Source organism: Alcaligenes sp. NLF5-7, assembly GCF_024266725.1.
GTDB classification, from domain to species: domain Bacteria; phylum Pseudomonadota; class Gammaproteobacteria; order Burkholderiales; family Burkholderiaceae_B; genus Alcaligenes; species Alcaligenes phenolicus.
The window spans coordinates 83524-97251 of record NZ_CP100755.1 but is presented as its reverse complement, the minus strand read 5'-3'; the positions used below and the strand labels follow the sequence as shown (position 1 = coordinate 97251).

Annotated in this window: 13 protein-coding genes; 7 read left to right on the top strand and 6 right to left on the bottom strand. The window is 56.9% G+C overall.

The window, feature by feature from the left end; translation table 11 throughout:
* Positions 1 to 4 precede the first annotated feature (4 nt).
* Together MID00_RS00500 and MID00_RS00495 are read right to left on the bottom strand one after the other, a co-directional pair.
* Positions 5 to 508: a thiosulfate oxidation carrier protein SoxY gene (locus tag MID00_RS00500; RefSeq protein WP_254499519.1), complete on the bottom strand. Its 504-nt coding sequence runs from the start codon at positions 506 to 508 to the stop codon at positions 5 to 7.
* The gene (locus tag MID00_RS00495) at positions 495 to 1823 is read right to left on the bottom strand and encodes an FAD-dependent oxidoreductase (RefSeq protein ID WP_254499518.1); all 1329 of its coding nucleotides are present in this window, start codon (positions 1821 to 1823) and stop codon (positions 495 to 497) included. The genes MID00_RS00500 and MID00_RS00495 overlap by 14 nt, the downstream gene beginning before the upstream one ends.
* 89 nt (positions 1824 to 1912) lie before the next feature.
* Between MID00_RS00495 and MID00_RS00490 the strand changes: the two genes are divergently transcribed.
* Both MID00_RS00490 and MID00_RS00485 read left to right on the top strand, forming a co-directional pair.
* Positions 1913 to 2134, top strand: a complete 222-nt coding sequence (locus tag MID00_RS00490) for a hypothetical protein (RefSeq protein ID WP_254499517.1) — start codon at positions 1913 to 1915, stop codon at positions 2132 to 2134.
* 93 nt (positions 2135 to 2227) lie between these two features.
* Complete coding sequence (locus tag MID00_RS00485) at positions 2228 to 2437, top strand: cold-shock protein (protein ID WP_009461028.1); 210 nt, start codon at positions 2228 to 2230, stop codon at positions 2435 to 2437.
* Between the two features lie 93 nt (positions 2438 to 2530).
* Here the strand turns inward: MID00_RS00485 and MID00_RS00480 are convergent, their stop codons facing one another.
* Positions 2531 to 3883, bottom strand: coding sequence for an ATP-binding protein (locus tag MID00_RS00480; protein ID WP_254499516.1), 1353 nt, complete (start codon positions 3881 to 3883; stop codon positions 2531 to 2533).
* Positions 3884 to 3895: 12 nt separating this feature from the next.
* The gene (locus MID00_RS00475) at positions 3896 to 4558 is read right to left on the bottom strand and encodes a response regulator (RefSeq protein ID WP_021446792.1); all 663 of its coding nucleotides are present in this window, start codon (positions 4556 to 4558) and stop codon (positions 3896 to 3898) included.
* Positions 4559 to 4811: 253 nt separating this feature from the next.
* Here MID00_RS00475 and MID00_RS00470 point away from each other — a divergent pair, with 253 nt between their 5' ends.
* The 4 genes from MID00_RS00470 to MID00_RS00455 are packed head-to-tail and all read left to right on the top strand — an operon-like array spanning position 4812 to position 8988.
* Positions 4812 to 6407: a cbb3-type cytochrome c oxidase subunit I gene (locus MID00_RS00470; RefSeq protein ID WP_031232271.1), complete on the top strand. Its 1596-nt coding sequence runs from the start codon at positions 4812 to 4814 to the stop codon at positions 6405 to 6407.
* The gene (locus tag MID00_RS00465; RefSeq protein ID WP_009461016.1) at positions 6404 to 7054 is read left to right on the top strand and encodes a cbb3-type cytochrome c oxidase subunit II; all 651 of its coding nucleotides are present in this window, start codon (positions 6404 to 6406) and stop codon (positions 7052 to 7054) included. The genes MID00_RS00470 and MID00_RS00465 overlap by 4 nt, the downstream gene beginning before the upstream one ends.
* Before the next feature lie 8 nt (positions 7055 to 7062).
* Complete coding sequence (locus MID00_RS00460; RefSeq protein ID WP_035269192.1) at positions 7063 to 7878, top strand: cytochrome c; 816 nt, start codon at positions 7063 to 7065, stop codon at positions 7876 to 7878.
* 21 nt (positions 7879 to 7899) lie between these two features.
* Positions 7900 to 8988 (top strand): c-type cytochrome, encoded by a 1089-nt coding sequence (locus MID00_RS00455; RefSeq protein ID WP_254499515.1) that lies wholly within the window; start codon positions 7900 to 7902, stop codon positions 8986 to 8988.
* A gap of 1103 nt (positions 8989 to 10091) precedes the next feature.
* Here the strand turns inward: MID00_RS00455 and MID00_RS00450 are convergent.
* Complete coding sequence (locus MID00_RS00450) at positions 10092 to 10760, bottom strand: metallophosphoesterase (protein ID WP_254499514.1); 669 nt, start codon at positions 10758 to 10760, stop codon at positions 10092 to 10094.
* A gap of 236 nt (positions 10761 to 10996) precedes the next feature.
* On the opposite strand from MID00_RS00450, the gene MID00_RS00445 reads away from it, so the two are divergent.
* The gene (locus MID00_RS00445; RefSeq protein WP_254499513.1) at positions 10997 to 12130 is read left to right on the top strand and encodes an aminotransferase class V-fold PLP-dependent enzyme; all 1134 of its coding nucleotides are present in this window, start codon (positions 10997 to 10999) and stop codon (positions 12128 to 12130) included.
* Positions 12131 to 12229: 99 nt separating this feature from the next.
* Here the strand turns inward: MID00_RS00445 and MID00_RS00440 are convergent, their stop codons facing one another.
* The gene (locus MID00_RS00440; RefSeq protein WP_254499512.1) at positions 12230 to 13720 is read right to left on the bottom strand and encodes a TolC family protein; all 1491 of its coding nucleotides are present in this window, start codon (positions 13718 to 13720) and stop codon (positions 12230 to 12232) included.
* Positions 13721 to 13728 lie beyond the last annotated feature (8 nt).

The following is a 13728-nucleotide window of genomic DNA, read 5'->3' as shown; positions in this document are numbered from 1 at the left end:
TTGTTTACATGCCGCAGCCGCCAGCAGTCACCGTGATGTGATGCTGGGCGCTCAGGACGCGGCCATCGCTTAACCGTGCCAGGGCGCGGATGGTTTGGGTTTCAATCAGACGCAGACGAACGGCCACTTCCGTTGTTCCGGCCAGGGCCGTGAAGTTGAAGCGGCAGGCCAGTGGATGCGGGTTGCCCTGGGCCAGAATGATCAGTTCCTGGCAGTACACATCGTCGCTCGCGGGCAAGTCCAGCACCACTTTGACGGGCACTGCGGCGGGGTTGTCGCCCAGAGCGGGCATATCCAGCTTCATGCCTTTTTCTTCTGGGCTGACGCCTTTCAGGAACTCGTCCACAATGGCTTGGACCTGGGCCGCAGTGGCCGGTTTCAGCAATTGATCAAAGGCGACTTGCGCATGCAGATTGATGGGCAGCCACGCGGCACCCAGTCCGGCGGCACTGCCCAGTACAAGCTGGCGGCGGCGGACAAAACGGGAGGGAAGTTTAGAGGAAGTCATTGAAACGGGTCTTGATCCACTGGAAGTCTTCTTGAACAAGGTCGGAGGTACGGACATCCATATCGATCTGGGTTTGCAGAACCTTGCCGCTTGCGTCCAGCTCGTATTCAAACTTGACCGAGATTTCTTCTTGCGGATCTCCGTTGACCATCATGTAGCAAAGATTATCCGGCAGCACGGGCACCACTTCCTTGCCCGCGATACGTTCGGCCAGGTTCTGGGAAACAATCTTGGCTACGGCGTGTGCCACGTGGGCGCTCTTGGGGTAGTGGCCGAACTGGTCGGAAATAAAGCCCATGGAGTCCCCCACCACGTAGACATTGTCGTCGTCGCGGGCAGTGAACAGGCGTGGGTCAATATTGGCCCAGCCCGTGGGTTTGCCATCGGGGCCTGTACCGACCAGGCCTGCGTTCCAGACCATATCGGCGGCCTGGTGCGGGGGCATCAGCACCGCGTCGTCAAACTCAAAATCGCCGGCGGTGGTCTTGATGTGCTTCTTGAAGGGATCGACCTCACGCACTCGGGCATTGGGGACGTGGGTGATGATGTCCGGGTACAGCTCCTGGAAGGCTGCGCGGTATCCCTCGCCAATCGGGGCAATGGTGGGCTTGGGATCCAGAATGATGATCTTGCCTGGAATCCTGTTGGTCTTGATATGCCAGGCCATCAAACAGGCGCGCTCGTAGGGCGAGGGTGGGCAGCGATGTGGTGGCGGGGGCAGCGTCATCACAATGGTGCCGCCCTTGAAAGCTTTGAGCTTGTTCTTCAAGGCAAACATCTCGGCATTCGGGATGTAGGCGTTGGGAAAGTGCTGGCGGGTGTATTCCGCCGCGTAGGTGTCATTGCCAAACCAGGCATCGTAGGCATTGCGTATGCCGCCCGACAGGATCAGGTAGTCGTACTCCAGCGCGCCTTGCGTCGTGCGCACGGTTTTCTTGTCGCGCTCGATGGCGGTGACTTCGGCATGAACCAGGCTGTAGCCGTACTTGATGGAGGGCGCCAGCATGTCGTGGTTCAGGAAATCCGTGTTGACGATGTCAATCAGCCACTTGTTGCTCATGGGGCCGGACCAGAACGTAGGGTTGCGCTCGATCAACACCACTTGTGCCTGGGGCACCAGTTTGGACAGGTGCTTGGCGGCCGTCATTCCGCCCCAGCCGCCCCCACAAATGACAATGCGCTGGCCTTTGGTGTGGCGCGGCAGGATTTGGCTGGTGTTGGTGATGATGGCGGGGGCAGACTGGCTGGTGGAGGGCAGAACCAGGGTTCCAAATGCGGCAGCCGGCGTGGCCAGCAGGAAGTTTCTACGATTCATTGTATGTTCCTCGTGATCATGACATGACACACGTCAATCAGGATAAGTAGACCGCTAAGTGCGAGCCAGTATAGCCAAGAGTGCTTTGATTGCGTGGGGATTTTTTATCGGCTGAAGTGAGTTGTTCAGGCCTCAAATACCGTTTGGCGCTGAAATGGCGGCGTTTTTCCCCGGGCGTTCTTGTGTTGGCGATGGCAGGGGTAGTTGGCCCGGACGCGGTGCGCAGCGGCATCCCGGATGCAAGGGCGGGGCTAGACAAACAGGATGGACAGGCTCAGGAAACAACAGAATTTCCGGATTTTTACAATTAAAAAGTAACGGAGCTATCTTTGTGGACGCAATCGGAGGATAGTTCAGGGAGAGAAAATTTTTTTCTCTGATCGTCATTACATTTAGGACTTATTTTGAAGACAGAAATTGGTATTGTGAAGTGGTTCAACAGCGAAAAAGGCTTCGGATTCATCGTGCCGGAGAACGGCGGCAAGGATCTCTTCGCACACCACAGTGAAATTCAGGGAACCGGGTTCAAAACTCTGGAAGAGAACCAACGCGTTTCCTTCATCGAAGGTGCAGGCCAAAAAGGCCCATGCGCAACTAAAATCCAAATTCTTTGATGATGGGCTTGCCTGAAACAGGCAAGCACCGCGTCAAACAGAAAAGGCCGGACCCTGATGGGCTCCGGCCTTTTTTTATTGCGTGGCTTGGTTTCAGCTGCCCTGGTCGGCAAGGGGCACGGTCAGACGCGCTTCCAGTCCGCCACTTTTGCGATTCAGCAGCTCCAGCGTTCCGCCATGCTGGGTGGCGATAGCGTTCACAATCGACAAACCCAAGCCATAGCCCGCCTGTTGTTGCGAGCCGCGCCAAAAGCGGTTCATGGCCAGATCCCGTTCGCTGTCGCTTAATCCGGGACCGTGGTCCAGCACGCTGAGACGCAGATAGCCCGGCTCTCCTGCTTCAATCCGCAAGCTGATCGGTTGCTGGGCTTTGGTATAGCGCAAGGCATTGTCGATCAGGTTCTGTACGGCCACTGTCAGCAGGGATTTCTCAATCTGCACCGGGCCGGGTTTGCTGCGTATATCCAGCGTGATCTGGTCTATGGTGCCGCCGTAGATGGCTTTAAGGGCATGCAGGGCAGCGTATACCGCCTCGTCGGCCTGGCTACTTTCCATTCGGGCGCTTTGCCCGTCCAGCCGTGCCAACTCCAGCAGCCGCTGCAAAATGTTCTGTAGCTGTTGTACGCCCTGGTCTGCCTGGCTCAAGGCCGTATCCAGCGTGTTGCGTTCTCCAGGACGTTGGGCAGCCAGATGGGCAACTTGAATATGGGTTTTGATTCCGGTAAGGGGTGTACGCAGTTCGTGGGCGGCGCTGTCGGTAAAGCGGCGTTCGCGCATGATGGCGGCTTGTTGCCGCTCCAGCAGTTCTTCAAGGGTTCGCAGCAAGGGTTGCAGCTCAACCGGGACTTTGACCTTGGGCAGTGGGCTGTCGTCCCCGGGACGACGGCGCGACAGCATGTCCCGAATCCGCTCCAGGGGAGCCAGGCCGTGACCGATACCAACCCACAAAAGCAGCAGGCTACCAAACAAGGCCACGACAAAGGGCAGGCCAGCCGAAAGCATGATTTCCCGTACCAGTGCTTCGCGTATTTCTATGCTGTCGGCGGCGGCAATCTGAATATGGCCTTCGCGCAGCACAAAGGTGCGCCAGCGCTTGCCACCATGCACGTGCGTGCCAAAGCCCAAAGCCACTTGTGACATATCCGGGCTACCCGCAGTTCGGCTGACCGCCTGAATTTCTACTTCGCTGCGCACCACACTGATTTCGCAAGCCACGCCATCGCGGGCAATGATGTCCAGGGGACGCTCCGCGGATTGGGCCAGCTCCTGCAAGTTTGGAAATTGGGCAACCAGTCCAGCCACCATGCGGGCCGATGCTGCCAATCGGCTATCCAGCGCTTCACGCAAGGAGTGGCGTGCATCCATCAGCATCCAGGTGGCGACCGCACTCCAGAGCACGGTCAGGGAAATGCCGATAACCAGCAGCAATCTAAGGCGTAGGCTCATGGTGTGAAATACCTAACCGGCAGGCCCCAGTTTGTAGCCCAGGCCCCGCACGGTCTCGACAATATTGCTGCCCAGCTTGCGGCGCAAATGGTAGATGTGCACATTGATGGCATTGCTTTCCAGATCCTGATCGTAGCCGTAGACGCTGTCGCACAGTTGTTCGGCACTCAGGATGGTGTGCGGTTTGCTGAGCAGGGCACGCAGCAAGGAGAGCTCACGTCGCGCCAGACTGACTGGCTTGCCGTCCAGGGTGACATGGCCGGTGGAGGCACAGAAACTGAGTCGCCCATATTCAATGCAATCTGTTTCGTGGCCCGCTACACGTCGTGTCAGGACATGCAGGCGTGCCAGCAGCTCGTCCAGGTCAAAAGGTTTGATGACATAGTCATCGCCCCCACCCAGTAGCCCTTCAACCCGGTGATGCAGGGCGTCGCGAGCCGTCAGAATCAGAATGGGCAGTTTGCGGCCTTGTTCGCGCCAGCGACGCAGCAGGGTCAGCCCGTCCTGATCAGGCAAACCCAGATCCAGAATACAGACATCAAAGTGCGACGACAGCAAGGCCGTGTCGGCCAGGCTGGCCGTGCCCACGTGGTCCACGGTCAGCCCATGCAGTCGCAAGCCCGCCACAATTCCGCTGGCGACGAGCGCATCATCTTCAACAAGTAAAACGTGCATTCTCCCCCCCTGTGGTAAATGCGGCTTGTGCAGGCAAAGCCTGATGGTTATTACGTTTCGGCGTTTATGTTAGCAGCCTTGAGGGCAGGGGCGAGAGGGAAAGTTCTCTTAATTTGGCCTTAATCCTGATCCTCTACTGTGATGTAGATTGCATTGCATTTGTATCTCGGTACTTACTTTTTTAATAAAACCGGCTTGGGCAATGACGTTTCTTTAGGCTTAGCCGCATGACAGATATCGGGCATTTATTCACATGACTCCTATATTAGGAATATTACTGGCGACCAGTTTTGTCGCCTCTTTGGTGGCACTGGGCATTCTTGTCTGGGCCGTGGCAAACAAGCTGATCTTCGTTGGGAAGAACGAAGCTGAGACCATCTTCATGAAAGGTGAGCTTGGTCAGCCGGATGATAGTGCTTCCTTTGGGGGGGAGAATGAAGCACAGACGCATCGCTTTGACGTTTTGCGTGCCGGTATTGACCGCAGTGGTCGGGGGCCGGTTCTGCTTCTGGTCACGGTCGGGATTACCTGGCTGCTGATCGGTTCGGTGTTTGGCGTGATGGCCTCGCTGAAATTGCATTGGCCCGACTGGCTGGCTGACGTGGCACAAGTGACCTTTGGTCGTGCGCGTACCTTGCACCTGAACATCGTGGCTTACGGCTGGTTGTCGGTGACCGGGATTGGCGTGGCTCTGTGGTTGTTGCCGCGTATTTTTCATACGCCTTTGCGACGTCCCAATATGGTGTACTTCGGCGCTGCCTTGTGGACCCTGGGGGTATTGGGCGGCACGATTGCCGTGGCCAATGGCTGGTCCGACGGGATCGAGTGGCTGGAATTCCCCTGGCAGATCGACATTCTGTTGGCAGTAGGGGGCTTTTTCCTGGCCTGGCCTGCCATTGAAACCGCCGCCAACCGCAAATCGCGCCACATCTATGTGTCGGGCTGGTATTTCCTGGCCGGCATGGTCTGGTTTCCGTTCCTGTTTCTGGTGTCCAACATCCCCGGTCTGCACATCGGTGCTCAGCAAGCAACCGTGAACTGGTGGTTTGCTCATAACGTGCTGGGTCTGTGGCTGACGCCTATGGGTGTGGGTGCGGCGTACTACATCATTCCCAAGATCATCGGCAAGCCTGTGTATTCCTACAACGTGTCCTTGCTGGGTTTCTGGAGTCTGGCGCTGTTCTACAGCCAGGTCGGTATTCACCACTTGATGGGCGGTCCGGTGCCAACCTGGGCCGTCACCTTGTCCGTGGTGCACAGCATCATGATGTTTGTGCCGGTGATTGCCGTGGCCATTAACCAGCACGTAACCGTTGCGCAGAACCTGTGGGCCTTCAAGCAATCCATGGCCCTGCGTTTCGTCTGGATTGGCGCGCTGATGTACACCTTGTCCTCCTTCCAGGGTTCGCTGGAAGCGATCCGCTCGGTGAACTCGGTCACGCACTTCACGCATTACACCGTCGGTCACGCTCACCTGGGTGCTTACGGCTTTGTGTCCATGGTGATGTTCGGCACGCTGTACTACATGATGCCGCACATTCTGGGACGTCGCTGGCCCTTCCCGGCTCTGATCAAAACCCATTTCTGGCTGGTGACCGCAGGCTTCACGATTTACGTGCTGGCTCTGAGCATTGCCGGTGTGGTGCAGGGCATGGGCTTGATGGACCCAGGTTCAAGTTTTGGCGAGATCACTCGCAAGATGGTTCCGTATCTGGAAGCCCGCTCTATTGGCGGCACCATGATGACACTGGGCCACTTTGTCTTTGCGGCTCACTTTGCCTTGCTCTTGCTGCGCAAAGGTTCCGCTGTTAATGCGACTCCTACACTTGCTCGGGCAGATGCGTCATGAATCGACTCTTACCTTTACTAATCGGGGCCATTGGCGTGTTGCTGCTGGCTACCTTGATGCTGGTGATTTTGCCAGCCTGGCAATTGCGTACCTCGGAACCGCCGGAGCAGTTGCAACCCTATACCGCCCAGCAACTGCTGGGGCGTGACGAGTACGTGGCCAACGGCTGTTTGTACTGTCACAGCCAGCAGCCACGCTCTACCGGTCAAACCCTGTTTGATACGGCACGTGGCTGGGGCCGTGCGTCCACACCGGGCGATTACTTTTACGATTCGCCCCACCTGCTGGGCACCATGCGTACCGGCCCGGACCTGTTTAACGTCGGTGCGCGCATGAAAAGCCGTGACTGGCATTTGACCCACCTGTATCAGCCCCGTGCGATTTTTGACTGGAGCCTGATGCCGTCCTATCCCTATATGTTCGAGCTGAAAGACCAGGTTTCCGAAGGCGATGTAGTGGTGCGTTTGCCAGAGTCCCTGCAGCCTGCGGGCAAGCATGTGGTTGCTCGCAAGGAAGCGCTGGACTTGGTGGAATACCTGCTGGCTCTGGATCGCACCTATGCGACCAGCGCGCAGGAACTGGATAAACGTGACCGTGGCTACGATCGTCGCCCCGCTGAAGCCTCGACGGATTCGGGCGCTAAATAGGACAAGTCATGACAATGGAAAAAGTTTCTAGTTCGCCCCAGGTCGAGAACATCGATCCCACCTTCGAGCCGTGGGAGCCACCGCGTCCCATTCCGATCTTCCTGTTGGCTGTGCTGTTCGCCTTGGCCTTGGCCGGTGTGGGTCTTTACCTGCACGATCTGGCGCCACATGCCGCAGCGGACAAGCCGACCGCCGCTATCGTTGCTTCCAATGCAGGCGGTACCCCTGTGGTGCCCGCCATCCCCGCACTGAAGGATGCGCCCGTACTGGTGCATTCGGGGCAGGGCAGTGTGTGGAGCTGTGCTTCCTGCCACGGCGAGGCCGGTGAAGGCGCAGGCATCACTCCTCGTTTGGCCGGTATACCCGAGGCGTATCTGCTCAAGCAACTGGAGGATTTTGCTCAAGGTACACGCCTGAACGAGTCCATGCAGTACGTAGCTCGCGGTTTGAAGCCTGAGGATATGAAAGAGCTGGCTGCTTACTACGCCAAGCTGCCTGCTCCTGCCATTAATGTGCCCAGTTCGGAAGCGAACCTGGCCCGTGGCGAAGCCCTGTTCCATAAAGGGGACTGGAAGCAGAACGTGCCTGCATGTATCAGCTGCCACGGCAGTCAGGGTGAAGGTGTAGGTACATCTTTCCCGCCTTTGGCTGCGCAACAGGCCGAGTATTTGTTCAGTCAGTTGTCGGCCTGGAAAGGTGGCCATCGCCACAATTCGCCGCAAAGCCTGATGGATGACATCGCATCGCGCTTGTCCTACGAGGACCTGTATGCGGTTTCCTATTACGCCGCCTCGCTGCCAGCCAATGGCAAGCAGGCGAAATAAGATCAGAACAGAGAGCTTTTTATGAAAGACACTCAAAAAAATGGTCGCAGCAAATCCACCATGTCGGGTGGACGCAGACTGGCCTGGGGGGCCGGTATTGGTGTGCTGCTTTTTGCGATTGGCTATGGTTTGAATGCCAAGGGCTGGTTGTCCTTTTCCCTGGGTTCGCCCGACAAGGGCACCATCCAGGTTGGCGAGGCCACCTATAGTCGTGAGGCCATGGAAGCCGATCGCAAGGCGCAGAGCAAGGACAAGCATTCGGTCACGGCTGGTATGCCGGTAGGCGCAGATGGTTACTACTTGCCACCGCCAGAGAGCAGCATTCCGGATACGCCGTATGGCGAGGCGGTTCGTCGCGGTCACAAGATCTTTATGGAAACCTCGACCACGGTGTCGGATCACGTGGGCAATACCTTGGCTTGTGTGAACTGCCACCTGGACGGTGGTCGTCGTGAACACTCTGCGCCTATGTGGGGAGCCTATGTCAGCTATCCCGCCTATCGTGCCAAGACCAAGGCGATCAGCACGCTGGAAGATCGCATCATTGGCTGTTTTACCTATTCCATGAATGCGCAGGCTTCGCCCTCGGGTGTTGCGCCGCCCGCTGGCAGCGATGTGTACCGTGACTTGATGACTTATATGTACTGGATGTCCGATGGGGCGCCTACGGGTCAGAAGTTGCCGGGTGCTGGTTTCCCCAAAGTTAAAAAGACCGAACTGGGCTATGACGTAGCACGCGGTAAAGAGGTTTACGCCAACAACTGTGTCTTGTGTCATGCGGTCGATGGCCAGGGGCAGAAGGATGCCGAAAGTGGTGTGGTGTTCCCGCCTTTGTGGGGCCCCAACTCGTATAACTGGGGTGCAGGGATGGCTCGTATTGATACGGCTGCCGGTTTCATCAAGGCCAATATGCCTTTGGGTAAACCGTTCTCCTTGTCCGATCAGGATGCCTGGGACGTAGCGGCTTACATCAACAGTCATGAGCGTCCCAAGGATGCTCGTCAGAAGGGGACGGTTGAGCAAGCGCGTGTGGAGTTCCATGATGGCGAGGAAAGTTACTACGGTAAGGAGGTGAACGGCGTGATCTTGGGTGGGGGCGTGGAGAAGTAAGCCTTTGGCCTGTTTGCTGTTTGTTTGAAGATGAGACCGCCTCAGTTTCTTTTGGGAACTGAGGCGGTTTTGTTTTGGGCTTCATCTTCTTCATTTTCCTGAGTGTTGAGGAGTGGGGGGGGGGAGCAGGAGGGTTGGGAGATAAGGAGTGCAGAGAGCCTGCATGTTTAGATAGTGACTCGTGAAAACGCCGGTCTGGGCCGGGGGGCCGTCCTCCGGGCTTGGCTCCTTGCCGGTGCTGCGCACCGGTGCCCTGGTCAGGCTTGCTATTCGGGCGCATCCTGAACTCGCGAAAGTGCCTTGTCCCCCGGACAAGGCACAAGCATTTCGCTCAAACAGCAGGACGCTTGAACCCCGAATAGCAAGCCCGCCTGCGGCAAGAAGCCTGAATCGCCCAGAGGACGGCCCCCCGGCCCAGACCGGCTCACAATGACTATAAATATGAGACTTCCGTTCTTTTGGGATCTGGCTATATGTGGTTTTTTCTGTTGCCGTAGGTGCGCAGGGGGCTTGAGGGGGAGGGGCGAGGTTTATTGGCTAATCGTCGTTTTCAACAGTTGGCGGTGAGGGTGAGGGTGAGGGATAGAGAAATCGGGACCAACTGCTAGTTATCGAGTGCCTGGTGCTTCATTGGAGCATGAATCTTGTTGAGGATCTCCTGGAGCACCAAGCTGTAGTTTGTAATCTGTAGCATGTAGCTTGTCTTTGAAGCCAAAGCGCCTGTCACCATGGTTGTTGTTCAGGTAATCGTAGATACATCGAGAGACGAGGCCAGTACCGACATTGACGAAGACAGGTTTGTACGTCATCAGACGTAGTGTCATTGATTCCGTGTTCAAGGCGAGTCGAACATCAGCCATTAGCCATTAGCCATTAGCCATCAGCCATCAGTACTCAGTAAACCAATAAGCAGCAATCAGTTGCCGCATAAGGATTGTCTTTGCAAGTAATCGCTGAGAGCTGTTTCGGTCCTGCCGGGGTACCGGCGCGCAGCGCCGGCCAGTGCTCAGCCCCGACACCCCAGCAGGACCGAAACAGCGCCTTCCCAGAAACTAATTAGGCAAAAACAATCTTTTTAATCGAGAGCGAAGAGCCGAAAGACCCTACAAAGCCACCAAGCGCTTTAAATCCAGCAAGGTGAAATGCCCATGATCCAGCCACCCGCCGGTATCAATGAAAAACACATTCCCTAATTGCTGCATCTTGTGCGTTGTCTGATGCCCATGCACCAAAGCCCGAAGACCCTCTACCATGCCATCGTAGCCAGTCACATAGCGATCCCTGGACCACATACAGACATAGCGGTCATTGGCATCAAAACCCTCGGTATGAATGTGCTGCCAATTGTCGTAGGGAAAGTCGGCATGAACCATACCCACCAGTCCCAAGGGCGTTTCTATTTCCATCGCCAAAGGCAGGGCTTGCAGACGTTGAGCGATCAGTGCCTGCTCGTCCGAGGTGCAATCGTCCAGCCATAGCCCACCATGCACGCGATGATCCACTTCCTGAATAGGCTGCCCAATCGCCCGCCGCCAGGTCAGCTGCTCGTGATTGCCACAAATTGCATGAAACCAGGGCAGGTCCAGCCACTCCAGAACATGATGCGACTCCGGACCGCGATCCACCAGATCGCCCACCGAAAAAAGGCGGTCCTTGGACGGATCAAAACGAATCCGCTTTAAAGACGTTTTCAGCTTGGAGAAGCAACCGTGAATATCGCCAACCGCAATATCGCGTCCCAAGGTGTTCTGGCTGAAGTGTGCTACCTGCATGATGATGAAACCCGGACTAGATCAAACGTGCTCATCACGGTACTCAGGGCGGCAGGCCGAGTCAAGAAAGCAGAAGAAGCGCAATAACACCTCCTGCAGAACAGCCCATAGCGAAGAGTTTGAGTTGTGATTTGGCTGCAGCCGGACGAAGCTTGGGGGCAAGTCGCACGTACAGATCTGCTTGGTCTAAAATCCTTTGATCCTTATATCTTCTCTACCAGAATTCCGAGGTTTTCATGTCTCAAACCAGCACTCCCGTTGATCCGGACGGCCTGCTTGAATATTCGGTGGTCTACACCGACCGCGCCTTGAACCATATGTCCAAGACCTTCCAGGAAGTGATGCGTGAAATCTCCCGCACGCTCAAGCAGGTCTATCAGGCACATTCGGCGATTGTGGTGCCGGGCAGTGGCTCGTTTGGCATGGAAGCGGTGGCCCGTCAGTTTGCAACGGACCGCAAGTGCATGGTGATACGCAATGGTTGGTTCAGCTACCGCTGGACTCAGATTTTTGACATGGGTTCCATTCCCGCCAGCACCACGGTTCTGAAAGCCCGCCCGATCGAGGAGGGCAAGCAAGCCGCTTATGCGCCTGCACCTATCGAAGAAGTGGTTGCCGCAATTCAGGCTGAAAAACCGGCCCTGGTGTTTGCGCCGCATGTGGAAACGGCCTCCGGCATCATGTTGCCCGATGACTATATGCGTCAGGTTGCGGATGCCGTACATGCGGTGGGCGGTCTGTTTGTGCTGGATTGCATTGCATCGGGCACCGTGTGGGTGGGTATGAAGGATGTGGGTGTGGACGTGCTGATCAGCGCGCCGCAAAAGGGGTGGACCGGCTCGGCATGTTGCGGCCTGGTGATGTTAAGCGAGCGTGCTCGTCAACACATTGAAACCACGACCAGCACCAGTTTTGCCTGCGATCTGCGCAAGTGGCTGCAGATCATGGAAACGTATGAGAACGGGGCTCATGCCTACCACGCCACCTTGCCTACCGACTCCTTGAAAGTGCTGCAAGAGGCGATGGCCGAGACGGAAGCTCTGGGCTTTGACTGGATTCGCAATCGTCAGCTGGAGCTGGGCCGCAAAGTGCGCGCTCTGCTCCGCGAACATGGTTTCCGCAGCGTGGCGGCACCGGGCTTTGAGGCACCGGGCGTAGTGGTGTGCTACACCACGGACGACGGGATACATTCGGCCGCGAAGTTTGCCAAGGCTGGTTTGCAAGCTGCCTCGGGTGTGCCTTTGCAGTGTGATGAAGCTGCTGATTTCAAGACCTTCCGAATTGGTCTGTTTGGCCTGGACAAGCTGAACAATCTGGAACGCTCGGTGGAGCGTTTGGCCAAGGCGCTGGATGCGATTGAAGAGCAGTAAGTTGCTGCAGTAGCGGTTGCTACAGGAGAAGGGAGCCTTGCATGGCTCCCTTTTTATTTTTGCTCCCAAGTAGAGTTCGGCTTGCTTCTTCTTTGCCTACTACTTGGTGGCATCCCCAGGGGTTTTGGGGGCTTGATTGAGTTCGCCCATGGCAAAGGCCAGGTTCACAGAGCCGACCAAACCTGCGGTATGAGCCATAGTCTGGGCTTCTTGTGCTCCTAATAGACCGCTGTGCGCTTCGGTCAGCAAGGTCATGCTGGTCAAGCCTTCCTGGTAGGATTCCAGCGCACCTTGGTAGGTGATCTGGGCCGCCTCGACCAGGCTGGTGGCGGCTTGATGAGACTCCAGAGCAGCTCGCAGTGCGTCGGCAGCGATGATCATTTGCTTGTAGGCGTCTTGCTCGGTTTTGGCAACGCGTTCGCGCGCGGTGTCGGCACGCAACTGGGCTTCGCGCACTTGCTTGTTGCGTAGCCCAGCGTCGTAGATCGGGATATTCAGGGCCAGCACGGCGCCTCGGGAGGAGGATTGCGGGCTGACTTCGGGCAGGCTGCCTACACTTAATGAACCCATGCGTTTGGAAATAAAACCCATCAAGGCCAACTTGGGCATGAAACTGGCTTCGGCTGAGTCTATGCCTGCCAGACTGGCCTGATGGGCGGCTTGCAGGGCCTGTACATCGGGCCGCTGGGCGATGGCTTTTTTCAGTGTGTCATTGCCAGGGATATCCAGATTCTCGGGCAGGGGGCGGGTGGCGCTATCGGCGACTTTCAGCTCCGTTTCCGGGGACAGGCCAATTGCACCCAGCAACGTTTGATAAGACTGACGTGCCAGAGTGCTGGCATTCACATGGTGCAAACGAGCCTGGGCTTTCAGTTGTCGTGCCTGCGCGACTTCAATCTGGGTGCCCAGCCCATTGCGCTGCCGCTCCAGGGCGATATCTTCAATCAGTGCCGCATTTTTCAGCCCTTGGGCAGAGATTTGCTCGCGTTGGCGGGCCGAGTTGTAGTTGAAGTAGCTGATGGATACTTCCGCAATCACGGCCTGATGCACTCCACTGAAGGTAATCCGGCTGGCCATGGCCAGTTTGTCGGCCGCCTCTTGCAAGGCGGCGCGTTTGCCAAAGTCGAACAGAAGCCACTTCAAGGTCAGGGAAGGAACGGCGCCACTTAAATGGGTGTCGTAATCCACATCGATTTCTCTACCCAGAATGTGCACGCTGCTGTCGCGGTCGCTGCGCATATAGCCGCCCACCACGCTGGCGGAGATCAAGGGCAGGTAGGTGCTTTCCACCATACCGGCAGCTTCTGCGGCTTGTTGGGCCTCGCCCCAGGCAATGCGGGTGCTGGGGTTCAGGCGTTGGGCCAGGTCGATCAGTTCAGGCAGGCTGTATTCGTGATGGGCCAGCACGCTGGGCGCTGGCTGGCTTTGATCCGGGCCGCTGTATTCGGCCAATGTCAGGCGAGGTGGTTCCGGCGCATCTTGCTCGGGCATGGCCTGGGCCATGGGTTTGTTCTCAGGCGCCGCGCAGGCGGCCAGAGTCAGGGCGGCCGTCACAGCCAGAGTCAGACGCAATGCAGGAAAACAAGTCATAGACATAA

Excerpts from the sequence above, each read along its gene's own strand:
- MID00_RS00440 (WP_254499512.1), bottom strand. The coding sequence starts at position 13,720 with ATGACTTGTTTTCCTGCATTGCGTCTGACTCTGGCTGTGACGGCCGCC.
- MID00_RS00480 (WP_254499516.1), bottom strand. The coding sequence starts at position 3,883 with ATGAGCCTACGCCTTAGATTGCTGCTGGTTATCGGCATTTCCCTGACC.
- MID00_RS00450 (WP_254499514.1), bottom strand. The coding sequence starts at position 10,760 with ATGCAGGTAGCACACTTCAGCCAGAACACCTTGGGACGCGATATTGCG.
- MID00_RS00470 (WP_031232271.1), top strand. The coding sequence starts at position 4,812 with ATGACTCCTATATTAGGAATATTACTGGCGACCAGTTTTGTCGCCTCT.
- MID00_RS00475 (WP_021446792.1), bottom strand. The coding sequence starts at position 4,558 with ATGCACGTTTTACTTGTTGAAGATGATGCGCTCGTCGCCAGCGGAATT.
- MID00_RS00460 (WP_035269192.1), top strand. The coding sequence starts at position 7,063 with ATGACAATGGAAAAAGTTTCTAGTTCGCCCCAGGTCGAGAACATCGAT.
- MID00_RS00455 (WP_254499515.1), top strand. The coding sequence starts at position 7,900 with ATGAAAGACACTCAAAAAAATGGTCGCAGCAAATCCACCATGTCGGGT.
- MID00_RS00495 (WP_254499518.1), bottom strand. The coding sequence starts at position 1,823 with ATGAATCGTAGAAACTTCCTGCTGGCCACGCCGGCTGCCGCATTTGGA.
- MID00_RS00445 (WP_254499513.1), top strand. The coding sequence starts at position 10,997 with ATGTCTCAAACCAGCACTCCCGTTGATCCGGACGGCCTGCTTGAATAT.
- MID00_RS00465 (WP_009461016.1), top strand. The coding sequence starts at position 6,404 with ATGAATCGACTCTTACCTTTACTAATCGGGGCCATTGGCGTGTTGCTG.
- MID00_RS00500 (WP_254499519.1), bottom strand. The coding sequence starts at position 508 with ATGACTTCCTCTAAACTTCCCTCCCGTTTTGTCCGCCGCCGCCAGCTT.